At 66.9% G+C, this 19,562-nt stretch carries 25 protein-coding genes; 12 read left to right on the forward strand and 13 right to left on the reverse strand.

The window, feature by feature from the left end:
- The first annotated feature begins 123 nt into the window (after window positions 1-123).
- A complete protein-coding gene (locus tag AC1DSZ_RS09435) occupies window positions 124-1,155 on the forward strand; it encodes a cysteine synthase A (RefSeq protein WP_476838113.1) in 1,032 nt (343 codons plus the stop codon).
- On the opposite strand, the gene AC1DSZ_RS09440 is transcribed toward AC1DSZ_RS09435, so the two are convergent.
- From AC1DSZ_RS09440 to AC1DSZ_RS09450, 3 genes are all read right to left on the reverse strand, one after another.
- A complete protein-coding gene (locus AC1DSZ_RS09440; protein ID WP_476838114.1) occupies window positions 1,156-1,989 on the reverse strand; it encodes an HD-GYP domain-containing protein in 834 nt (277 codons plus the stop codon). It lies immediately after the preceding gene.
- A 183-nt stretch (window positions 1,990-2,172) separates the two neighbouring features.
- A complete protein-coding gene (locus AC1DSZ_RS09445; RefSeq protein ID WP_476838115.1) occupies window positions 2,173-2,742 on the reverse strand; it encodes a sigma-70 family RNA polymerase sigma factor in 570 nt (189 codons plus the stop codon).
- A complete protein-coding gene (locus tag AC1DSZ_RS09450; protein ID WP_476838116.1) occupies window positions 2,742-2,978 on the reverse strand; it encodes a NepR family anti-sigma factor in 237 nt (78 codons plus the stop codon). Before AC1DSZ_RS09450 ends, AC1DSZ_RS09445 begins: the two co-directional genes overlap by 1 nt.
- 220 nt (window positions 2,979-3,198) lie before the next feature.
- On the opposite strand from AC1DSZ_RS09450, the gene AC1DSZ_RS09455 reads away from it, so the two are divergent.
- A complete protein-coding gene (locus AC1DSZ_RS09455; protein WP_476838117.1) occupies window positions 3,199-4,002 on the forward strand; it encodes a response regulator in 804 nt (267 codons plus the stop codon).
- Window positions 4,003-4,083: 81 nt separating this feature from the next.
- Here the strand turns inward: AC1DSZ_RS09455 and AC1DSZ_RS09460 are convergent, their stop codons facing one another.
- From AC1DSZ_RS09460 to AC1DSZ_RS09480, 5 genes are all read right to left on the reverse strand, one after another.
- The gene (locus tag AC1DSZ_RS09460; RefSeq protein ID WP_476838118.1) at window positions 4,084-4,596 is read right to left on the reverse strand and encodes a hypothetical protein; all 513 of its coding nucleotides are present in this window, start codon (window positions 4,594-4,596) and stop codon (window positions 4,084-4,086) included.
- On the reverse strand, window positions 4,596-4,913 hold the full coding sequence (locus AC1DSZ_RS09465; protein WP_476838119.1) for an ElaB/YgaM/YqjD family protein: 318 nt from the start codon (window positions 4,911-4,913) through the stop codon (window positions 4,596-4,598). Before AC1DSZ_RS09465 ends, AC1DSZ_RS09460 begins: the two co-directional genes overlap by 1 nt.
- 343 nt (window positions 4,914-5,256) lie before the next feature.
- Window positions 5,257-5,550, reverse strand: coding sequence for a hypothetical protein (locus tag AC1DSZ_RS09470; RefSeq protein ID WP_476838120.1), 294 nt, complete (start codon window positions 5,548-5,550; stop codon window positions 5,257-5,259).
- 202 nt (window positions 5,551-5,752) lie between these two features.
- Window positions 5,753-5,947, reverse strand: coding sequence for a hypothetical protein (locus tag AC1DSZ_RS09475; protein ID WP_476838121.1), 195 nt, complete (start codon window positions 5,945-5,947; stop codon window positions 5,753-5,755).
- A 69-nt stretch (window positions 5,948-6,016) separates the two neighbouring features.
- Window positions 6,017-8,305: a mechanosensitive ion channel family protein gene (locus AC1DSZ_RS09480; protein ID WP_476838122.1), complete on the reverse strand. Its 2,289-nt coding sequence runs from the start codon at window positions 8,303-8,305 to the stop codon at window positions 6,017-6,019.
- A 230-nt stretch (window positions 8,306-8,535) separates the two neighbouring features.
- On the opposite strand from AC1DSZ_RS09480, the gene AC1DSZ_RS09485 reads away from it, so the two are divergent.
- The 3 genes from AC1DSZ_RS09485 to AC1DSZ_RS09495 all read left to right on the forward strand — a co-directional run bounded on the left by AC1DSZ_RS09485 (window position 8,536) and on the right by AC1DSZ_RS09495 (window position 9,479).
- Window positions 8,536-8,763, forward strand: coding sequence for a hypothetical protein (locus AC1DSZ_RS09485; RefSeq protein WP_476838123.1), 228 nt, complete (start codon window positions 8,536-8,538; stop codon window positions 8,761-8,763).
- Window positions 8,763-8,939: a hypothetical protein gene (locus AC1DSZ_RS09490; protein ID WP_476838124.1), complete on the forward strand. Its 177-nt coding sequence runs from the start codon at window positions 8,763-8,765 to the stop codon at window positions 8,937-8,939. Before AC1DSZ_RS09485 ends, AC1DSZ_RS09490 begins: the two co-directional genes overlap by 1 nt.
- A 156-nt stretch (window positions 8,940-9,095) precedes the next feature.
- Window positions 9,096-9,479: a response regulator gene (locus AC1DSZ_RS09495; RefSeq protein ID WP_476838125.1), complete on the forward strand. Its 384-nt coding sequence runs from the start codon at window positions 9,096-9,098 to the stop codon at window positions 9,477-9,479.
- Between the two features lie 2 nt (window positions 9,480-9,481).
- Here the strand turns inward: AC1DSZ_RS09495 and AC1DSZ_RS09500 are convergent, their stop codons facing one another.
- Window positions 9,482-10,507, reverse strand: coding sequence for a sensor histidine kinase (locus AC1DSZ_RS09500; RefSeq protein ID WP_476838126.1), 1,026 nt, complete (start codon window positions 10,505-10,507; stop codon window positions 9,482-9,484).
- 210 nt (window positions 10,508-10,717) lie between these two features.
- Window positions 10,718-11,425 (reverse strand): outer membrane protein, encoded by a 708-nt coding sequence (locus tag AC1DSZ_RS09505; RefSeq protein WP_188518983.1) that lies wholly within the window; start codon window positions 11,423-11,425, stop codon window positions 10,718-10,720.
- A 438-nt stretch (window positions 11,426-11,863) separates the two neighbouring features.
- Here AC1DSZ_RS09505 and ku point away from each other — a divergent pair, with 438 nt between their 5' ends.
- Window positions 11,864-12,892, forward strand: coding sequence for a non-homologous end joining protein Ku (gene ku, locus AC1DSZ_RS09510; protein ID WP_476838127.1), 1,029 nt, complete (start codon window positions 11,864-11,866; stop codon window positions 12,890-12,892).
- A 137-nt stretch (window positions 12,893-13,029) separates the two neighbouring features.
- On the opposite strand, the gene AC1DSZ_RS09515 is transcribed toward ku, so the two are convergent.
- Window positions 13,030-13,566 carry a hypothetical protein gene (locus AC1DSZ_RS09515; RefSeq protein ID WP_476838128.1) on the reverse strand — a complete coding sequence of 179 codons (537 nt, stop codon included), beginning with the start codon at window positions 13,564-13,566 and terminating at the stop codon, window positions 13,030-13,032.
- Window positions 13,567-13,722: 156 nt separating this feature from the next.
- On the opposite strand from AC1DSZ_RS09515, the gene AC1DSZ_RS09520 reads away from it, so the two are divergent.
- From AC1DSZ_RS09520 to AC1DSZ_RS09535, 4 genes are all read left to right on the forward strand, one after another.
- Window positions 13,723-13,860: a hypothetical protein gene (locus tag AC1DSZ_RS09520; protein ID WP_188518980.1), complete on the forward strand. Its 138-nt coding sequence runs from the start codon at window positions 13,723-13,725 to the stop codon at window positions 13,858-13,860.
- A 180-nt stretch (window positions 13,861-14,040) separates the two neighbouring features.
- On the forward strand, window positions 14,041-16,119 hold the full coding sequence (locus AC1DSZ_RS09525) for a PAS domain-containing protein (RefSeq protein WP_476838129.1): 2,079 nt from the start codon (window positions 14,041-14,043) through the stop codon (window positions 16,117-16,119).
- Between the two features lie 72 nt (window positions 16,120-16,191).
- Complete coding sequence (locus AC1DSZ_RS09530) at window positions 16,192-16,518, forward strand: hypothetical protein (RefSeq protein ID WP_476838130.1); 327 nt, start codon at window positions 16,192-16,194, stop codon at window positions 16,516-16,518.
- 25 nt (window positions 16,519-16,543) lie between these two features.
- Window positions 16,544-17,395, forward strand: a complete 852-nt coding sequence (locus AC1DSZ_RS09535) for an SDR family oxidoreductase (protein WP_476838131.1) — start codon at window positions 16,544-16,546, stop codon at window positions 17,393-17,395.
- Between the two features lie 5 nt (window positions 17,396-17,400).
- Here AC1DSZ_RS09535 and AC1DSZ_RS09540 read toward each other — a convergent pair whose 3' ends face one another.
- Window positions 17,401-17,595, reverse strand: coding sequence for a hypothetical protein (locus AC1DSZ_RS09540; RefSeq protein WP_476838132.1), 195 nt, complete (start codon window positions 17,593-17,595; stop codon window positions 17,401-17,403).
- Window positions 17,596-17,810: 215 nt separating this feature from the next.
- Here AC1DSZ_RS09540 and AC1DSZ_RS09545 point away from each other — a divergent pair, with 215 nt between their 5' ends.
- Window positions 17,811-18,518 carry a glycosyltransferase family protein gene (locus AC1DSZ_RS09545; protein ID WP_476838133.1) on the forward strand — a complete coding sequence of 236 codons (708 nt, stop codon included), beginning with the start codon at window positions 17,811-17,813 and terminating at the stop codon, window positions 18,516-18,518.
- Window positions 18,519-18,678: 160 nt separating this feature from the next.
- Here the strand turns inward: AC1DSZ_RS09545 and AC1DSZ_RS09550 are convergent, their stop codons facing one another.
- On the reverse strand, window positions 18,679-18,963 hold the full coding sequence (locus AC1DSZ_RS09550) for a con-10 family general stress protein (protein ID WP_188518974.1): 285 nt from the start codon (window positions 18,961-18,963) through the stop codon (window positions 18,679-18,681).
- A gap of 257 nt (window positions 18,964-19,220) precedes the next feature.
- Between AC1DSZ_RS09550 and AC1DSZ_RS09555 the strand changes: the two genes are divergently transcribed.
- Window positions 19,221-19,490 carry a glycine zipper domain-containing protein gene (locus tag AC1DSZ_RS09555; RefSeq protein WP_476838134.1) on the forward strand — a complete coding sequence of 90 codons (270 nt, stop codon included), beginning with the start codon at window positions 19,221-19,223 and terminating at the stop codon, window positions 19,488-19,490.
- Window positions 19,491-19,562 lie beyond the last annotated feature (72 nt).

Here is a 19,562-nt window from a genome sequence, read left to right on the forward strand (position 1 = left end):
TGTGAATACCAGCATTGCACGTCCGGCTGCGGCTTATGTTGATCCTGCGGGGCGCCGCCCTATAGTGCGCCTCCTTAGCGGGGCCAGCGGCAAGGCGGCCGGCCCGCCCACGGGATCGCAACCATGCTCATCCGCTCCGGCGTCGTCGAGGCCATCGGCAACACCCCCCTCATCCTCTTGAAGGAAGCCTCCGAGCGGACCGGCTGCCGCATTCTCGGCAAGGCCGAATTCATGAATCCCGGCCAGTCGGTGAAAGACCGCGCGGCCCTGTTCATCATCCAGGACGCCGTCCGGCGGGGCGCGCTGCGTCCGGGCGGCACGATCGTGGAGGGAACGGCCGGCAATACCGGGATCGGCCTCGCGCTCGTCGCCAATGCGCTCGGCTTCAAGACCGTGATCGTCATCCCGGAGACGCAGTCGCAGGAGAAGAAGGACATGCTGCGGCTGGCGGGCGCCGACCTCGTCGAGGTCCCGGCCGTGCCATACGCCAACCCCAACAACTACGTGAAAGTGTCGGGGCGCCTCGCCGAGGAACTGAACGCCAGCAACCCCAATGGGGCGATCTGGGCCAACCAGTTCGACAACGTCGCCAACCGGGAAGCGCACATCCAGACGACCGGGCCGGAGATCTGGGAGCAGACCGGCGGCGAGGTCGACGGCTTCATCTGCGCGGTCGGCACCGGCGGAACGCTGGCCGGAACCGCAATGGCGCTCAAGGCGCGCAACCCCAAGGTGACGATCGGCCTGGCTGATCCGATGGGGGCGGCGCTGTTCAGCTACTACACGACGGGCGAGCTGAAATCGTCCGGCTCGTCCATCACGGAGGGCATCGGCCAGGGGCGCATCACCGCGAACCTCGAGGATGCGCCGATCGACACCGCGTTCCAGATCCCGGACGACGAGGCCGTGCCGATCGTGTTCGACCTCCTCGAAAAGGAGGGCCTCTGCCTCGGCGGATCCTCGGGCGTCAACGTGGCGGGCGCGATCCGGCTGGCGGAGCAGCTCGGCCCCGGCAAGACGATCGTCACCATCCTGTGCGACTACGGCACGCGCTACCAGTCAAAGCTGTTCAACCCGGCCTTCCTGATGACCAAGGGCCTGCCCGTTCCGGCCTGGCTGACGCAAAAGTCCGGCGTGAAAGCCCCGCTGGTCTGATCAGCCGACCGAGGCCGCGGCCGCGACTGGCCGGAAGGCTCGCACAAGCGCGACGTCGAGCTTTCCGGTCATTCCGGCCAGGATCTCGTAGGCGTCCGCCGGAGGCATCGTGGGCTTGTAGCTGCGATGTTCCACCAAGGCGGCGAAGATGTCGCAGATCGTCAGGATGCGGGTGAGGTCCTTCACGCTCGCGCCCTGGATGCCGTGCGGATAGCCCGATCCGTCGAGATACTCGTGATGGTGCTCCACGGCGTCGAGCACGGCGCGAGGAATGTCAGGCTGGTCTGCAAGCATCCGGATGGCTTCGCCCGGGTGCGTCTTGATCACCGCGAACTGCTCCGGGGTGAGCCGTCCTGGGCTGTCCAGGATTTCCAACGGGATGCTCGCCTTGCCGATGTCGTGCAACGTCGCCGCGAGGGCGACCTGAAGCGCATCGGCCCTGTTGAAGCCGAGGCTGTTGACGAAGGCGGCCGTGACGCCGTTGACCAACATGCAGTGCTGGTAGGTACCGTCGTGATGCCGACGCACGGTTTCGATCCAGATGCCGACGCCATGCATCTGAATGGCGTCGATCATCGATCCATTGGCGCGATCGAGCTCATCCTGGTCGAGATCCGCAACCGGGCCTGACAGGAGCTTGTGAACGACGCTTTCGGCCTGGGTCAGTGTCTGATCGAGGTCACGAGACACCGTGTTCCAGGTCTGCGGACCGGCGAGACGGAGGTCGGCTTGCGACACGGCCTGGCTCAGCAGCGATTTCGACGTCTTTGGGGCGACCGTTCTTGCGCCGCCATTGCTCGGCACTGCGATGGTTTTCAGGGAGGACCCGGACATGCGCACCTCGATCAGGATGCGCGATCCTATCCGCTCAGGTAATGACAAGTCGTTACCGGTTGGTAGGTCGAATTATTAGAATTCAAGAACGATCGGCGCTCGCCCGTGTAGCAACTTATGCGTGCATACAGGTATTGGCGAGGCCATGTGTGCATGGCTCCAAGTCGAGCGGGCCCGGGTTGATCAGCGCTCGTCCGCGCCGGTCCGTGTATATTGGCTCAACGCCGGTCGCCAGCGTGAATCGGGCCCGAAATCGCCCACCGTGTTGACGGACAGAAGTTCAGCCAAGCGGTTGCGGGCGCGGTTGACGCGGCTCTTGATGGTGCCGACTGCGCATCCGCAGATCTGCGCGGCTTCCTCGTAGGACATGCCCGAGCCGCCGATCAGGATCAGGGCTTCGCGCTGGTCGGGGAGGAGCTTCTGCAGCGCGGTGTTGAAGTCCGCCAGATCCATGTGACCGTCCTGCGCCGGATGGGTGGCGAGGCGAGCGGCCATCTGGCCATCGGCGTCCTCCACCTCGCGCCGGCGCTTGCGGTGCTCGGAATAGAAGACGTTGCGAAGGATGGTGAAAAGCCAGGCGGAGACGTTGGTGCCCGGCGTAAAGGAGTTGCGGTTGCCCCAGGCCTTCAGCAGGGTCTCCTGCACGAGATCGTCGGCCCGGTCGGGATTTCCGCTCAGAGACATCGCAAAGGCGCGCAATGCTGGCACGGCGCCAAGCAGGTCGTCCTTCATCCGGCGGCCTGCCTCGTCCATCACGCTTCGTCCTTCTTCTCTCCCCCGGTCTTGCTGTCCAGCTGGTTGAGAAGCTCGAGGAAACGATCGGGAACAGGCTGACTCACGACAGAGTCATAGATGGACCGCAATTGGCGGCCGATCTGGGCGTTGACATCGGCGTCGAATGCCACCGGGGCGTCCGGAGCCGCTCGTCCTGCCTGCTGATCCATGCTGCTACCTGTCGGGTCCCGTCGCTTTTGCTTCTTCTCGTCCATGCATGCCTCCGCATTGCCGATCGCGGCGTCATCAAACCGGGGGATCAATCGACGACCTGTACGTGAGGCACGGGGCGTAAACGTCGCTTCCCCCACCCGGTTCCGGGTTCGCGACGGAACTTTTGTGCATCCTATCCGTTTGTTTAACGTCAAGGTCCGGCTCGCCGGGACACACCCCGGGGCCTGACGGCCAAATCTCTCCAGCTCATAAGGGGCGTCCATGTCCATAGCCCAGGCGATCGCACCGCATCTTCCCTATTTGCGTCGGTTCGCCCGCGCTCTTACCGGCACCCAGCAAGGCGGCGACGCCTATGCGGTAGCCACCCTGGAAGCGCTCATCGCCGATCCGAGCTCGTTCGAGCGCGAGATGGAGCCGCGCGTTGCGCTCTACAAAGCCTTCCTGAAGGTGTGGGGCTCGATCGCGGTGAACCAGGTCACCGATACTCCGGCGACCAGCGGCGGCATCACGCGCAATCTTGCGGCGCTGACCCCGCCCGCCCGGGTGGCGTTCCTGTTGAGCTCGGTGGAAGGCTTCACGCACGAGCAGATCGCCGGCGCGATGGGCCGCAGCTCCGAGGATATCGGCAACCTGATCGACGAAGCCGGCCGCGAGATCGCCCAGCAGATGGCGACGGACGTTCTGATCATCGAGGACGAGCCGATCATCGCGATGGACCTGGAGTCCCTCGTGGAGGGCCTCGGCCACCGGGTCATCGAGGTCGCGCGCACGCGCGGCGAAGCCGTCGAGGCCGTGCGCAAGCAGCAGCCGGGCCTCGTGCTGGCGGACATTCAGCTCGCGGATGGTTCTTCGGGCCTGGACGCCGTGAACGACATCCTCGAGTCCTTCGAAGTGCCGGTGATCTTCATCACCGCTTACCCGGAGCGGTTCCTGACGGGCGAGCGCCCTGAGCCGGCGTTCCTGGTGACCAAGCCTTTCCGGGTCGAGACCGTGAAGGCCGTGATCAGTCAGGCGCTGTTCTTCGACCAGAAGTCGCACCGCAAGCAGAAGACCGCCGTCGGCTGAGCCGCCGCGTCGCAAACAGCAAAAAGGCCGCGACAATGTCGCGGCCTTTTTCGTTGGATCTGTCTGACGTTTGCCGGGAGATCAATCGCCGAGTTTCCGGCCGCCGACGAAGCCGGCCAGGATCGAGATGCCGACCAACGTCCAGGGGCTGACCTGGCTCGTCACCGAATGCGCGACGCGCGCCGCCATGCTGCCCCGGGCGTCATCACGCGAGGCGGATCCGCCACGGCCGACGCCCACCGCCTTGATCAAGGTCGCGATGTCGAGGGCCGAGTGCGTCGCCTGGCTGATCTTCTCGGCGACCTCGCGACGCTCGCGTTCAGCCTTCTTGCGGCGCGACGCGCTCGAGATGGCGCGAACCACGAACACGAAGATGGCCAGCACCAGGAAGACGCCCGCCATGATGAGGGCCGCGTAGAGCTCGCCGTATTTCTGGCTCAGCCAGATATAGATGGCGCCGATGCCGAAGCCGATCGCCAGCATGGCGAGGATGCCGATCAACGCGAACTCGATCACGTCCTCGACGATGTTCGACATGGCCGCGCGCACCGGGCGCATGGCCGTGTCTTTCAGGGTTGCGAAAAGCCCACCCATCAGCGTGAACGGCTCATGAGGCCAAGCACGAGGCCGACGCCGGCCGCGATCAGAACGGCCCTGATCGGGTTGTGCTCGATCCGGTTCTCGATCTGCTGGTTGGCTCGGTTGAGGCGGTCGCGAGCCTCGTCGGCCAGCATTCCGCCGGCCTTGCCGAGGTCGTTGGCGCGGGCATAGACCTTGTCGCGAGCCTGGTCGACGGCGCCGCGGGCGTTGCGGGCCACCCCGCCCCGTCCGGCCACCATGTTCGACACCGTATCGGCGAGCCGGGCCAGATCATTGCGGACGGCGGCAAGGTCGTCGCGAACGTCGGACATGCGGGTTTCCTGGCTACCAAACATCGGATCGAAGCTCCTTCTCGGACCGCCCAGCACGCCGGCGTAAGGCCGCGCCTGGGCCTGAGACTTGAAGTCGCAACGTCACCGCGCGACGGAGAGTTCCAAGCTCAAGCCAAAGCGTTCACTTGGGAGCGGCGGCGCGCGCCGAAGGGGAGGGCGGACACGGTTGCGTGCACAAAAGAAAGACCCGCAACGCGGACGTTGCGGGTCAAAGGCGGCGCGGCGCCAGTCGGAAGAGGGGGCGTTCATTCCGACCGACCCGCGCAGACATGACTACGAACGCCGGTCCGATGCGGCGGTTCCACTCGGGGGCGAATTTATTTCACGCCATGCCGCGGTTGCGGGCGCAACGATGGAGGGAGCGGCGGGCCTTCGCAAGCGCCTCGTAGCTCACCGCCTCCCTCGTCCACCGGTCGCGCGCATCCGTTTCGTCGAGCTCAATCAGGCAACGCACCAGATGGACCATGTCGTCGAGAACATGGGCGAGATCGGTGGACCGCTCGCAATCGGGAACGCCGCCCCTTTCGGCGAGCAACGGCAGCGGCGGCGTTGCGCCTGGAGGAGAAGCGGCCGCGCCGGTTCGGGCGCGCGCAACGTCCTGGACGTCCGTTTGCATGGGCGTCTCCTTCTGGAAAGCGGAACGTGGTCAAACGGAAACGGATGCCCCGCAACGCCTCCCCGGGACGATGGTTCCCTGCCGCGGCTCCGCGTACAGGGCCGGAACTTACGAAACCGGATTTATGGTGACAACCGCTCCGGGCTGAGGCCGAGACGAAAAAGGCCCGGCTTGGGGGCCGGGCCTCAGTTCGGTCGCGATGTCACATCTGGACGGGCGGCGGGATGGGGTCGCTCATGGGGGGCATCACGGGCGCGGGGTTCGGGTCCGGGATGTCCGGGCCAGGCGGGCTGGGATCCGGGATATCAGGCTGCGGCGACGGGATGGGGTTCGGCTGCGGCGTGGGGGTCGGGTTCGGATTCGGGGTAGGGCCCGGATCGGGCGCGGCTTGCTGCATGGTCGTCCTCCGTTGCCAAGGCGAACGCCGCATCGCGGCGTCCGTTCCGGGCCTCGTGGCGGGTCCTTGTCAGCTCGCCTTGGCCTTGCGCTGCTGCAGCTCCTCGGGCGTGGGCGGCGGCTCGGCGGCCTCGGCGGCGGCGGCCGCGATGCCTTCCGCCTCTTCGGCCGAGAGCTTGCCGCTGGGCACCTGGACGACCACCTGCGGCCGCGCGAACGCGATTCCGTTCTTCTCAAAGGCGTCGCGCACGCGCTGGTACACCTCGCGGCGCAGGATGAACTGCTCGCCCGGCTTGGCCATGAACTTGATGCCGATCACCATGCCGATCTGTTCCATCCGGCGCACGCCCTGGGACTTCACCGGCTCCAGGAAGTGCTGGCCGTACTCCTCGTCCTCCAGCAGCTCCTTGCCGATCTCCTTGACGATCTTCTTCACCAGTTTGAGGTCGGTCTCGAAGGCGAGCAGGAACTCCAGCTTCAGGATGATCCAGTCGCGGCTGTAGTTGGTGAGCCGCTGGATGGTGCCGAACGGCACCGTGTGGACCGCGCCGCGGTGGTGGCGGATGCGCAGGCTGCGGATCGAGATCCCCTCGACGGTGCCGCGGGTCTGGTCGATCTCGACATATTCGCCCAGCCGGAACGCGTCATCGAGCAGGAAGAAGATGCCCGATACGATGTCCTTCACCAGCGTTTGTGCGCCAAAGCCGATCGCGATGCCGACGATGCCGGCGCCGGCCAGCAGGGGGCCGGTGTCCACGCCGAGCGTCTTCAGGATCATCATGCCGGCGACGATGAGCACGACCACGAACAGGAACTTCTCGACGAGCGGCATGAAGGTCTGCATGCGCGTCTGCGGCTTCATGCTGCCTTCTTCAAACGCGACCTCGGCGTCGTCCTCCGGATCCACGGGATCGCCGCCGGCCTCGCTGCGCACGATGGCGCGGATGATCTCCCACACCACATATGCGAGCAGCACGATGATGGAGACGTCGATCACCATCCGGGCGACGCTCTCGCCCAGGCGGTTGCTCGCATAGGCGAAGACGTCGAGGCCCCAGATACGGCCCATCATGTAGAGCGCGGCCACGGCCGCCAGGATGCGGGCGCAGCGCACGAGGCTGGTGGTCCAGGGCGGGTCCACCTTCTCGTCGTGCCCCTGGCGGCGTGCGAAGCTGCGGCGCAGCGCCAGCGTGAGAAGGCGAACGCCGGCGGGCGTGTAGATCACCAGCAGAAGGCTGAGGACGCCGGCCTCGAACGCCATGGGCCCGGTCTCGAGCGCGCTCAGGAGGGTGAACACCCAGACGAGGCCGATCACCGCACGGGCGACCCCGTACCAGTGCGTGCGCAGCCAGCGGAACACAAAGGTCTCGCGCTTGAACCGGCCTTCCTCGACCGGCGCCTCGACCATGAGCCGCAGGCGGTTCACGCCGGCATAGAGGAACATGCCGAGCAGGGTCCACAGCGCCATGCCGACCAGGAGCCGCGCCTCGAATGGCACGCCGCTGGTGCGAAACTCTGTCAGGAGCAGCGCGCCGAGGATCACGGTGGCGTGCGCGCCCACCACGGTGCCGCGCAGCGCCCGCCGGACGCTCTTGCGCGCCGCGGCCGTGGACGGCGGCACCAGATAGGCGATGCACAGATACGCGAAGGTGTCGGCGACCCGCACGATCAACGCGCCCGCCACGAAGGAGAGGGCGAAATCCTGCTGCGCCTGGGACAACGCCCGGGGCGACGCCAGCACGAGGCCGGTCGCCACGGCCGTGAAGCAGGCGAGCCCGACGCTGCGTTGGCCGAGGCGTCCGCCGTCGCGCAGGGATTCGGGCGGAGGAGGAAGGCCCTGGCGGGCGCGGCGGCGGCGCAGGTTCCAGTCCACCAGCACCCGGACGGTCGCCTCGATCGCGCCCGCCGCGCCGATCGACAGGGCGATCCAGCCGATCAGGCCGAGCATCGAGGCCGGCGTGGCGTCGAGGTGGGTGAGGACGCTGTCGCGCAGCATCATCAGGTCTGGCGCGCCGGCCGCCACCGTGGCGACGCGGTCGGCATAGCGGCGACCTGCCGTCAGCACGCTGCCGAAGAGGTCCGTGACCGAGTCGTTTTCGGCGCGCTGCTCGGGCTTCGGCTTTGCGGCGAGCGTGTCGAGCAGCAGCGAGCGGGCCTGCCTGTCGTCGAGCCGGCTGACGAAATCCGGCACCTTCGCGGGATCGTCCGGCGGCTGCGCCTTGTTGTCGGCCGGCTTGGATGCGCCTGCGCCGAGCGCGAAGGGCAGCGCGGGATTGACGCTGGAGGACGACGAGGCGGCGTGGGCAGGCGCCGAAATCAGAACCCATGCGAGCGCGCACAGCGCCAGAGCGATCTTCATCGCCGCCCAGCACTGCGTCCGAGGCAGCCGATGCGCTCCAATGCTCAAGACAAGGCTCCGATGTGGATCGAGCTGTTCAACGCGGGCTTTGCGGCAGGGTTCCGGGTGCGCTCCCGAGTCGTCAAAAGAGGGCGGCGGAACTTCTCGAATCCGTCCTGCGTTGCGTTCGCCGAATACCGCAGTGCCGGCGCTCCGCCCGCGAGCGGTTTGTTGACGAGTTCCAGTTCGCCATGCGTCAGATCCACACCAGCGGCCCGAGGCAGGCCAGCATTCGCCTTCCCGACGATCCGATCACCGCCGACCTGCGGTCCTTTGCATTCGAAATCGGCCTTTCGGGGGCCTGCGCGATGACCAAGGACGAACTCGTCGAAGGCCTGCGTCAGTTCCACATGCTCCGGCATGCGATCGAGACCGCGACCGGAGGCCTGAAACCCGATCCCGCAGCGGAGGCGCAGTGATGCCCAGCGACGCCAAGACGCCGAAGTCGAATCCCGCCAAGACCACCAAAGGCGCACCCGCGCATCGCCCCGGCCAGCCCGGAGCGGCCGACGAAAGCCGCACCGGCACGGGCGCGGCCAACACGCCGGCGCGCGATAAGGAACAAACAGGCGACACGCCGCAGCGGAAGGCGTAAGTACCCGTGGCGAGCCGTCGCGCGAACGGGTCGCCACGAGGTCGCGTTCGCTGCCGAACACGACTGGTATCCGTTGGACGTGTTGCGGTACACTGCGCACGGGGCCGACGTCGTTGCTGATTTGCCCTGTCGAAGTGTCGGGCGGAAGGTGTTGCTTTGGACGGGGCCTCTTTCAAAGTCTTGCTTGTCGAGGACGAGCCGCTTATCGCGCTCACCCTCGTCGATATGTTGGAAGAGCTCGGGCATCGGCCGCTCGAGGCGCTCAACGGCGGGCAGGCGCTCGCCCTGTTCGGTGAGCACTCGGATATCGACCTGCTGATCACGGATCTCGGTTTGCCGGACATCGCCGGCGATCGTCTCGCCGAGCAGCTGCGCGCCAAGACGCCGCTTTTGCCGGTGATCTTCGCCACCGGCCACACGGGGCAGGGGCCCCAGCCCATCACGCCTAAGCCGCCGACCGCGCATCTCGGCAAGCCGTTCCAGGTCGCCGAACTCGAATCCACGATCGAGCGGCTGATGACCATGGCGGCTCGCGGCTGAGCTCAGGTTTCGGACAACGGCGCTTCGATCGGGAGCGTCATGGTCCAGCGCGCTCCGGCGCGGGCATCGCACGCGATGTCGATGTGCCCCTGCCGGGCCAAGTTGCGGACGAGCTTGAGGCCGATCCCGGTCGTTTTCGCGGCCTCATCGGCGTCGAAACCCGCGCCGTTATCCTCCATCGTCACCGTGATGCGCCCCATCGGGCTTCGGCCGACCTGAACGGACAGCGATCCGCCCTGGGCGGCGAGGCCATGCCGAAAGGCGTTGGCGGTCAGTTCCGCAAGGATCATGCCGAGAAGCGAAGCCGCCGCGAGGTCGATCGGCGCATTCTCGCCTGACACCGACAGGGCGGCGCGATCGCCATGGTGGATCATGGCCAAAGGCGGCATCAGGCGCTGCAGGTAGTCGAGCAGGCCGATGCGCGAGATGTCGGCGTCCTCGTGCAACTCCTGCTGGATCACGCCGATGGCCTGGACGCGCCGCCCGACCGACTCCAGCGCCAGACGGCACTCTTCGTCGTTCACGTCGCGGGCCTTCAAGCCGATCAGGCTGAGGATGACCTGGAGGTTGTTCTTGACCCGGTGATGCACCTCGGCAAGCAGCACGTCGCGCTGGCGAACGGCTCGCCGCGCCTCCGCCAGAGCCGCGGTGGCGCGCACTTCGGCTTCCTTGCGGTCCGTGATGTCGATGCAGGAGCCGAGATAGCCCGAGAACCGGCCCTCGGAATCGTAGAACGGCCTGCCGCGGTCCATCACCCAGCGATAGGCGCCGTCATGCCGGCGCAGTCGATAGTCGATGGTGAACTCGGCCCGGCGGTCGAAGGCGGTGTCGAAATGTCGGCGGCACCGCTCCGCATCCTCGGCGTGGATGGGGTCGAACCAGCCGTCGCCGCATTCGCTTTCGAGGGTCCGTCCGGTGAATTCGAGGCGAGGAATGTTGACGTAATTGCACATCTTGTCCGGACCGACCCGCCAGATGAGCACGGGTGCATGGTCCGCCAGTTCCTGGAACCGGTGTCCGCTGTTCATGAAAATTTCGCCCGTTCAATCAACGCAGGCCGAGGCGCCGGCCGTGTCACGCAGAACTCCTTAACGGGCGAGAAAGGGTTCGGTTGCCTTGCTGGCATCCAGCAGGCTGGGTTGACCGGCCAGGATCACTCCCGACTGCAGCCATCCAGACACGAAAAAGCCCGGCGGACCGAAGTCCGCCGGGCTCACTAAGCCTCGCTTAAGCGGGGATTAGAACTTGTAGTTCAGGCCGACGCGGACAACGCCGAAGTCGTTGTTCTTGCCGCTGGTGACCGCGTAGGTGGTCGCAGCCGTCGGGCCGGCGACAACGTAGCCGCGGTTGCCACGATCGATGTTCACGTAGAGACCTTCGATCTTGGCGGTCCAGTTCGGGGTGAAGGCGTACTCGACGCCGCCGCCCAGGGTCCAGCCGGCCTTGGTGTTGTCGTTGCCGAAGGCGCTGCCGCCGATGTCGCCGTAAGCGAGACCGCCGGTCACGTAGATGAGGGCGCGATCGAAAGCGTAACCGAGGCGGCCGCGAACGGTGCCGAAGTAGCTGCTGTCGTTGCCGCCGCCGTAGTAGAAGGGAGCGAAGTCGCTCTTGCGGCCGAGGTCGGCGTACTGGATGTCGGCTTCAACGCCGGCAACGATCTGGCCGAACTGCCAGTTGTAGCCGATCTGGCCACCACCGACGAAGCCGCCGTCGTTGCTGTCGCTGAACGTCGTGACGACGCCCGTGCCGCTCGTGAAGGTCACGTTGCGGTTGTCGGAGAAGCCGTAGCCGGCGTTCAGACCGACGTAGAAGCCCTGCCACGTGAAGACGGGGGCGTACACCACCGGCGCCATCGGGGCGCCCTTCGAGGTCGGCAGGTCGGCGGCCGAGGCGACGCCCGACATCACGGTCAGGGCCGTGGCGGCGAGGAGGAGATTACGGATCATTTTATTCGCATCCTTTCGAGGAGGGGTCTCGAGGCTTGAGCCTGAGAGACAATACCCGCCACAACGATCATATTCAATTCAGGTTGCGCTCGAAACGGGCGCCCGGAACGTTCACGCCCGCTGATGTGGCATTGAGGTCACGCCTGGAACGAGCAAACCAAGGCAAAGCCTCAAGAACTCGCAAATCCCAAGCGGAACCATAACCATTCATTTACCATGCGGGATGGCTGGAAATTGACCCAAATGTGGCGAATGCTGGGCAGGCGGAAGCGAGCCAGCGAGAACCATTGATATTTGTTATTTTACTCGTTCTCTCGGGACGGGTTTACCGAGACGGATCGACGGAGAATCGGCAAGGCCTCGCCTAGGGAACGAGTCGAAAGAGACTCACGTTCGGGAGTCCGGCGACGCGTGATGTCGCGGGCGGAGGGTTGCGTTATGGCGCCGCGTGCAAACTGGAAGGGCTATCTGAAGCTATCTCTCGTTTCCTGCGCGGTGGCGCTCTACCCTGCCTCGACGGCCGCCTCACGCGTCTCCTTCCATACGGTCAACCGCGAGACCGGCAACCGGCTTCGACGCCAGATGTTCGACCCCGACACCGGCGACGTGGTCGAGACCGAGAACCAGGTGCGCGGCTATGAGGTCGCCAAGGGCGACTACGTGATCGTCGAGGACGACGAGATCGAGAAGATCGCCATCGAGAGCAGCCACACCATCGACATTGAGGCGTTCGTTCCGCGCTCCGAGATCGACGAGCTCTATGTCGACTCTCCCTATTACCTCGCCCCGGACGATCGCGTCGCCCAGGAGGCCTTCGCGGTGATCCGGGAGGCGATGCGCAAGCACGACGTGGTCGGCATCGCGCGCGTGGTGCTCTACCGGCGCGAGCGCATCGTGATGCTGGAGCCGCGGGGCAAGGGCCTCTTCGCGGCGACGCTCCGCTACCCCTATGAGGTCAGGCAGCCGGACGCCTATTTCGAGGACATCCCGGACCTCAACATTCCGCCCGACATGGTCGACCTCGCGTCTCACATCATTGGCCGCATGCGGCGCAGCTTCGATCCCGCGAGTTTCACCGACCGCTACGAGGACGCGCTGATCGAACTCGTGAAGGCCAAGCAGTCGGGCCGCAGCGCGCCCGCGCCCTCGGCCGAGCCGCGGCAAAACAACGTCGTCAACCTCATGGACGCGCTGCGCAAGAGCATCGAGGCGGAGCAGCGCGGTGGATCGGGCGAAGCCGCCGGGAAGGGCGTCGCCCCGGCGAAACGATCCGCCGCGACCGCATCGGCCGCTCCCGCGAAAACCGGCGGCAAGGCTGCGGCTCCGAAGGCTGCGGCTGCAAAGACCGCCGAGCCCAAGGCGGCTGCAGCCGCCAAGCCGCTCGCGCCGAGCAAAACCGTCAAGGCGGCGGCCGGAAAAGCGGCGGCTGCTCGCCCCAAGGTCGCGCGGACCAAGAAGAGCGCCTGATCGGGCGCGGTTCGCCGCTGCAAATCGGTTGGCCATTCCGCCGTCTCGCTGGTGGAAGCCGGTCGCGCCGGCTTTGCAAACTCCCGGAATCAAAAAGGCCGGAGCGCGCTCCGGCCTTCGGCAGTGTTGCGTAGGGGTCAGCGCGCCATGGTGGCGACGATGCGCAGCTCGGGCGCCTTGCCGGCGGCCGGGCGCTGCGGCGGAAGGGCGCGAAGGCCGGCGTTCAGGCCGATGGCGTCGCGACGCAGCCGCAGGCCGTGCGTGTCGAGGCGGTTGGCGATCTTGTTGGCGAGCATCAGCAAGGCCCGGGACTGGATGACGCCCAGATCCGCCGCGTCCTCGCCGGCCATCCTGAAGGAGCCGTCCTGGAGCGCCGCGATCATGCGCAGCAGGGTCAGTTCGTCCTGCGTGGCGCTCGGCGAGCCTTCGGGCATGAAGCCGAAGTTTCCGCCCGTGCGCAGGCGGATCTCGTTGTCGAGCAGCAGCGCGTCGGACATCACGCCATCCACGGCGGCTTCGCCGAGCTTGTCGCGGATGGACTCGGCGGCCGCGTCCAGGTGCTTCTGGTCATAGCCGTTGCGGAAGCGCTCGAAGCGGCGGAGCACATCGATCACGAAGAGGGCGTCCCCCGGCAGGAGGACCCGTACGCTTGGCGGCAGGGCGTGAACCGTCATCGATGCCTCGCGAGAGTGAAGGGGGCGGATTTGCGAGACAAACGTGCATGGCCTGCTTTCGTTCCTCGAACCAACCACGATGGCGCGGAACCGTCGTTCTGCGGGTGGCGTTGCCTGCACGACCCGCAATGGAGAATGCGAATGGCCCGAGAGCCCTTGGATACACCGACTGTCGAGAATGACGTGCGCGCGAAGCAGGGCGTGACGGGCCACAATGTCAGATACGTGCTGGGCATCGGCCTTGGCCTCGCCATCGTGGCCGGCGTGATCCTGTATTTCACGGTCGGCAACTAGGAGCCTGCGGAAACTATTCGCCCGCCGAGGCGGGCGCATGGGAACGAATGTTGATCGACGCGCGTTGCAGCGTGTTGGGATCAAGAGGGCGGCTTGAGGGCAGTCCCCGGGTCGGGGCGTTTTCCGGCAATGATGAACACACCAGAACGGGAAACGTCGTCCGGCGGTCGCACTCCCGGAATGTTTCATCGTGGCGTGACGGTGGCGGCGCTCGCGGTGGCGCTGCTCGCCGCAGCCGTGCTCGCGGCTGCGCTGGCGGTCTTCAATACGGACCGGATCGTGACCCTCAACATGGCGGCCGCCCAGGTCCGCGAACATGCGTTCAGGCTGGACGCGTCCTATTGCGACGTGCTGGCGGCCGAATATGGCGTCCTTATCTCGGACGATCCGGCCGCGCGCCAACGTTTCCGATCCCTCCTGCCCGCGCCCGACCAGCATCTCTCAAAGCTGTTCGAGGCGGTCCGGGATTCCGAGCAGCGCAAGCGTCTCGAGCTGATCCGTGACGCCATGCGGTCCCAGGTCACCGAGGCCGAGCGCCTGCTGGGCCTCGTCGAATCCGGCAAACGGGACGAGGCGGTCACATCGGCGCGGGGCTCCGCCCCGGGTTTCGACCACGACGCCGTGCGCGCCGAGATCGTGCGCTTCCTCGATCATAATCGCGTGCTGATGCTGCGGTCCGAACGGGGCTACCGCAACGCCGCGCGCACGCAGATGGCGATCGGCGGCATCGCGGCGCTCGGCATCCTGCTGTTCGGGGCGCACCAGATCTTCAGCACCTACCGGTTCCTGCGGGTGGTGGACCACAGCCGCAAGGGTCTGAGCGAGGCCAACGAACGCCTCGAGGAGGAGGTGGCTGCGCGCACCCGCGAATTGGCCGGGGCGGTGCAGCGCTTCCAGGTGGCCTTGCGGGCCGCGAACGTGATCGTGTTCGCGCAGGACCTGAACCGGGTCTTCACCTGGGTAAGCGGCGAACTGTTCGGAAAGTCGCCGGAGACCATCCGGGGGCTGCGGGAGGAAGACTTCCTGCCCGCCGACGTCGTCCGGATCGCGGTGGCGGCGAAGGACGAGGTTCTGGCCAAGGGCGCGCCACGCGACCATCAATACAGCGTCGAGATCAATGGCGACCGGCGTTGGTATCGGGTCCGCACCGAGCCGCTTTTGGGCGAGGACGGCGCCCCGATCGGCCTGATCGGCGCCATCATCGACCTGACAAGCGAGAAGCTCGTGCAGCAGCGGCTCGCGCAGGTCAGCGTGGAGCTGCAAAGCACCATCCTGCGGTTCCAGGTAGCGCTGAAGGGCGCGGACATCACGGTGTTCACGCAAGGTCGCGACCTCGCCTACACGTGGGTGAGTAGCGATTTCGAGGGTCGGGAGGCGGCGGAGTTCGTCGGCAAGACCGATCCGGACATCTTCAAGCCCGAGCTCGCCCGCAAGCTCACCGAGCTCAAGGGCGGGGTCCTGATCTCCGGCGAGCCCGCCTCGGGCGAATTCCGGGTCGAGAGGCCGGGCGCCGAGAAGTGGCACCTGTTGCGTGTCGAGGCGCAGCGCGACGAGGCAGGCGCGATCGTGGGCGTGGTGGGCGCGAGCGTCGACGTCACCGAACGCCGGCAGCGCGAGACGCATAACCGCATTCTTCTGCGGGAGCTCACGCACCGCACCAAGAACCTCCTCGCGGTGGTGCAGGCGATGGCGCGCCAGACGCTCACCACCAGCGTCTCGGCGCGTGATTTCGAAGCCCGCTTCTCGGGCCGCCTGCAGGGGCTCGCGAGTTCGCTCGACATCCTGGTGAACGAGAACTGGCAGGGCGCCTCGGTGACGCAACTGGTGCGCACGCAGCTCAGCCACTGGCGCGACGTGATCGGCACGCGCATCACGCTCGAGGGCGAGGACATCGTGCTGGAGCCCGAGGCAGCGCAGAATATCGGCCTGGCGCTCCACGAGCTGTCGACCAACTCGGCGAAATATGGCGCCCTGTCGGTGCCCTCCGGCGTGATCGCGATCAGCTGGCGGTTGGATGCGTCCGGCGAGGCGCCGCGCTTCATCTTCGACTGGGCGGAGCGCAACGGCCCGGCCGTGCAGCCTCCCCGCCACAAGGGGTTCGGCCACGCCGTGATCGAGCGGCTCGTTCCGCGCGCCCTGAATGGCAAGGCGCAACTCGACTATGCCGAGGCCGGCTTCTCGTGGCGGCTCGACATCCCGAGCAGCTACATCCGTGATCCCGGCGCCGAGCCGAGCGAGCCCAAGGTGTGGGTGGGCTGAGGCCCGTTCCGAACCGCCGGGAACGAACAGCCAGAGGCCCCGTTGCTCCGTGGAACCCATCGGAAGGCGGCCATGGCTCCGGAGCCCGAACCCTACAGCTCGCAAGCGCTCGCGGCCTGGCCGCGGTTCCTGCTCACCCATGCGAGCTTTGGCCTCGTGCTCGGGCTGGCGTTCACGGGCGCCCTGCTGGCCCTGGATGCACACGGCATCGCATCCCTGATCTTCGCCGGCGAGACGCAGGCCGCGCCCATCGCCGTTCTGGCGCTCTCCTGCGCCTCGCTGGCGGCCTGCGGGTCGCTGGCCACCGCCATGCTGCAGTTCGAAGCCTATGCGGGACCCGAATTGGCGCGGTCGCCGCGCCGGCCGCCGACCCCGGCGGACATCGGACCGCATTCCTGACCATCGCCCATCCAGCGGAGCCCTCATGCCTGAACAGACTCTCCCGCCCCAGCACCAGGCGTCCCAGCCCGGCCACGAGAGCGAGATGAACCCGAAGCCGGACTATGCGCCCCGGTTCAGCGGCGCCGGCCGTCTGCATGGCAAGAGCGTGATCATCACGGGCGGCGACAGCGGCATCGGCCGCGCCGTGGCGGTCGCGATGGCGCGCGAGGGCGCGTCGGTGGCGTTCATCTACAAGGAGGAGCACGAGGACGCGCAGGAGACCGTCCGGCTGATCGAAGCCGAGGGTGGCAAGGCGCTTCCCATGGCGGGCGACGTCGGCCAGGAGGCGTTCTGCCGCGACTGCGTGGCCAAGGCGGCGGACGCTTTCGGCGGCGTCGACGTGCTGGTCAACAACGCGGCCGAGCAGCATCAGCGCGAGGACATCACCGAGATCTCGGAGGAGCAGCTGGAGCGCACCTTCCGGACCAACATCTTCAGCTATTTCTTCATGGCCAAGGCCGTGCGACCGCTGCTGAAGGCGGGAGGCTCGATCATCAACACGACCTCCGTGACGGCCTACAAGGGCAGCCCGCAGCTGCTGGACTACAGCTCCACCAAGGGGGCGATCGTGGCGTTCACGCGCTCGCTCTCGATGGCGCTGGCCAAGGACGGCATCCGGGTCAACGCGGTTGCGCCGGGCCCGATCTGGACGCCGTTGATCCCGGCGACGTTTGACGCCGAGAAGGTGAAGAGCTTCGGCTCCGACGTGCCGATGAGCCGGCCCGGGCAGCCGCGCGAAGTGGCGTCCGCCTACGTGTTCCTGGCCAGCGAGGATGCGAGCTACATTTCCGGCCAGGTGATCCACCCGAACGGCGGCACGGTCGTGAACGGCTGACGGAGTTAGTGGCGGGAGCGGGCTTCGACGGCCAGGTCGCCGGGGTTCGTTTCCGCGGCCTCCGCCTCGATGTCGTCGGCGACGCGGCGCAGCCAGGCCGCGAAGGCTTTGGGTTCGGCGTCCAGCATCATGCGGGTGACGCCGATGAGCAGCGCAGCGCATTCGGCGAGACGATCAGTCCCGGCGTCCTGTTCGGCCATGGGGGGCTCCGGCTTGGGAGCGGGCTGAACGCGCGTCGCCCGGCGCGGTTCCGTGCGTCGCCATGGCGGCGTGCGGCTTGGAACCCTCGCGAGGTTTGAACGTTTCACTCCAGACCCTTGGTTCTCATCAAAAAGCAGCCGCCCCAATCTGGCGACGCGATTCCGGTTCACCGGCCGGATCACGATGCGTCGCGTCCGGAATTCAGGATCGTCCCATGTCTCTTCCCACCGACACCTCCGCGCCTGCCGCAAAGCCGTCGCAGACAGAAAAGCCGCTGCTGATCTGCTTTGCGCACCGCCGCTGGCGAGAGGACGACGCGCGGGTTCGCGAGCTGATGACGCGCGCGGCGCGCGATCATCGGGTGATCGTGTTCGACGACCCGATGACGGACGGGGCAGGGGCCGGCTCGCTCGAGCGGGAAGAGGCGGGCGACGATTTGCTGGTGGCGACGCCTCATCTGCCGCCGCGGCTCGCGGACCGGACCGCGAACGCGCTGCTGCGCAAGCTGCTCGACGACCTTCTCGCCGAGACCGGACAGCCGACCGTGATCTGGCTCATGTCGCCGCCCGCCATGGCGTTCAGCTCGCACCTGACACCGGCGACGCGCATCTACGACTGCGCCGAGGACCTCGCGGCGCGCCCCAACGCGCCCGCAACGCTGCAACTCCTGGAGCGTCGCGTCCTGGGCCGCGTTGACCTCGTGTTCGCCGGCACGCCCGAGATGTTCGCCCGCCAGACCGGCCGGCATGCGGCCGTGCGCCTGGCCGTGAACCCGCCGCGCGGCGACGCGGCGGCATGGGATGAGACCTGGCAGAGCATGCAGGGCGAAATCCTTGCGCTGACCAATGGCTCCCGGCCCGCCGTCCGCCATACGCGCGAGCGGGTCCTCGACATCAATCTCAGCGAGGCCGTGGGCGCCTGAGCGCACACCCTTCCGGTTTTCAAAAACGCGGCGGTTCCACCCGCCGCGTTTTGCGTTTTGTCCCAGGCTCGGCGTCGGGAGACGCGGGACTGCTTAAACGCAAAAGGCGCCGATCCCGCCGCAGCGGGGCCGACGCCTGCAAAGAGGCCTGGTTGACGCTTCAGCGCGAACCGGCTTCGGCGTCCTTCATCCGACGGCTGTGCGAGGCCTCGCCACCCTTGCGGCCGGCCTCGGCGGCAAGCTTCGGGTCTCGTGAGAAGCTGCGGGACTCAGGAGCGACGCTGCGACCGCCCTTGCGGCCGGCTTCGGCGGCAAGCTGCGGATTACGGGAAAAACTGCGCTTCTCGTTGGGGACGCTTTCGCCGCCCTTGCGAGCGATATCCCGCTGCTTGGACTCGTCCATAGAAGCGAAGCCCCGGTTCGACCGCTGCTGCTTATCTGGCATTCCTGCGCTCCTCTGGTTTGTTTGTGTCCTCCAACGCTGGCCCTTTAGGTTGGTTCCGCCCCCGGGCAGGCAGGGACGGAGCCGCTGGAAGCCTTGTCGATCGCACTGATTCGACTGCTCCGCTGTGGCTTTCCGAGACGCGATCGCAACCTTTGTGGCTTGACATGCGTTGCCACCCGCAATGCCGACGAGACACAGGGTCTTCTGTTGGCCTGGGATGGAACGTTTCGCGTTCAGTTTGTCTGGAGGAGAACACGATGAAGAAGATCCTGATGATCTCGGCTGTGGCGCTGTCGCTCGGCGCCTGCGCGACCGAAGAGGGCAACCGGGCCGCCACCGGCGCGGTGCTGGGCGGCGCGGCGGGCGCGGTGATCGGCGGCGCGGCGACGGGCCGTGGCGGCGGCGCTCTGGCTGGCGCGGCGATCGGTGCGGCCGGCGGCGCCGTGGTGGGCGCGGCGACGACCCCGCGTCGTTCGGCGGACTGCTATTACGACGCGTATGGCCGTCGGGTTTGTGATTACTACTGAGCTTCCCCGATCGGGGTTGAACTCCAGGAAGGCCGGCCTCGCGCCGGCCTTTTTGTTTTCGGGCGGTATGTT

This window comes from Alsobacter sp. P4_H11 (genome assembly GCF_056400925.1).

What these genes read in the sequence shown, in the direction of transcription:
- AC1DSZ_RS09525 (WP_476838129.1), top strand. Translation starts at nt 14,041, where the DNA reads ATGTTTCATCGTGGCGTGACGGTGGCGGCGCTCGCGGTGGCGCTGCTC.
- AC1DSZ_RS09545 (WP_476838133.1), top strand. Translation starts at nt 17,811, where the DNA reads ATGTCTCTTCCCACCGACACCTCCGCGCCTGCCGCAAAGCCGTCGCAG.
- AC1DSZ_RS09555 (WP_476838134.1), top strand. Translation starts at nt 19,221, where the DNA reads ATGAAGAAGATCCTGATGATCTCGGCTGTGGCGCTGTCGCTCGGCGCC.
- AC1DSZ_RS09500 (WP_476838126.1), bottom strand. Translation starts at nt 10,507, where the DNA reads ATGAACAGCGGACACCGGTTCCAGGAACTGGCGGACCATGCACCCGTG.
- AC1DSZ_RS09535 (WP_476838131.1), top strand. Translation starts at nt 16,544, where the DNA reads ATGCCTGAACAGACTCTCCCGCCCCAGCACCAGGCGTCCCAGCCCGGC.
- AC1DSZ_RS09515 (WP_476838128.1), bottom strand. Translation starts at nt 13,566, where the DNA reads ATGACGGTTCACGCCCTGCCGCCAAGCGTACGGGTCCTCCTGCCGGGG.
- ku (WP_476838127.1), top strand. Translation starts at nt 11,864, where the DNA reads ATGGCGCCGCGTGCAAACTGGAAGGGCTATCTGAAGCTATCTCTCGTT.
- AC1DSZ_RS09440 (WP_476838114.1), bottom strand. Translation starts at nt 1,989, where the DNA reads ATGTCCGGGTCCTCCCTGAAAACCATCGCAGTGCCGAGCAATGGCGGC.
- AC1DSZ_RS09540 (WP_476838132.1), bottom strand. Translation starts at nt 17,595, where the DNA reads ATGGCCGAACAGGACGCCGGGACTGATCGTCTCGCCGAATGCGCTGCG.
- AC1DSZ_RS09530 (WP_476838130.1), top strand. Translation starts at nt 16,192, where the DNA reads ATGGCTCCGGAGCCCGAACCCTACAGCTCGCAAGCGCTCGCGGCCTGG.
- AC1DSZ_RS09490 (WP_476838124.1), top strand. Translation starts at nt 8,763, where the DNA reads ATGCCCAGCGACGCCAAGACGCCGAAGTCGAATCCCGCCAAGACCACC.
- AC1DSZ_RS09435 (WP_476838113.1), top strand. Translation starts at nt 124, where the DNA reads ATGCTCATCCGCTCCGGCGTCGTCGAGGCCATCGGCAACACCCCCCTC.
- AC1DSZ_RS09485 (WP_476838123.1), top strand. Translation starts at nt 8,536, where the DNA reads ATGCGTCAGATCCACACCAGCGGCCCGAGGCAGGCCAGCATTCGCCTT.
- AC1DSZ_RS09550 (WP_188518974.1), bottom strand. Translation starts at nt 18,963, where the DNA reads ATGCCAGATAAGCAGCAGCGGTCGAACCGGGGCTTCGCTTCTATGGAC.
- AC1DSZ_RS09465 (WP_476838119.1), bottom strand. Translation starts at nt 4,913, where the DNA reads ATGTCCGACGTTCGCGACGACCTTGCCGCCGTCCGCAATGATCTGGCC.
- AC1DSZ_RS09445 (WP_476838115.1), bottom strand. Translation starts at nt 2,742, where the DNA reads ATGGACGAGGCAGGCCGCCGGATGAAGGACGACCTGCTTGGCGCCGTG.
- AC1DSZ_RS09450 (WP_476838116.1), bottom strand. Translation starts at nt 2,978, where the DNA reads ATGGACGAGAAGAAGCAAAAGCGACGGGACCCGACAGGTAGCAGCATG.
- AC1DSZ_RS09470 (WP_476838120.1), bottom strand. Translation starts at nt 5,550, where the DNA reads ATGCAAACGGACGTCCAGGACGTTGCGCGCGCCCGAACCGGCGCGGCC.
- AC1DSZ_RS09480 (WP_476838122.1), bottom strand. Translation starts at nt 8,305, where the DNA reads ATGAAGATCGCTCTGGCGCTGTGCGCGCTCGCATGGGTTCTGATTTCG.
- AC1DSZ_RS09475 (WP_476838121.1), bottom strand. Translation starts at nt 5,947, where the DNA reads ATGCAGCAAGCCGCGCCCGATCCGGGCCCTACCCCGAATCCGAACCCG.
- AC1DSZ_RS09460 (WP_476838118.1), bottom strand. Translation starts at nt 4,596, where the DNA reads ATGGGTGGGCTTTTCGCAACCCTGAAAGACACGGCCATGCGCCCGGTG.
- AC1DSZ_RS09505 (WP_188518983.1), bottom strand. Translation starts at nt 11,425, where the DNA reads ATGATCCGTAATCTCCTCCTCGCCGCCACGGCCCTGACCGTGATGTCG.
- AC1DSZ_RS09455 (WP_476838117.1), top strand. Translation starts at nt 3,199, where the DNA reads ATGTCCATAGCCCAGGCGATCGCACCGCATCTTCCCTATTTGCGTCGG.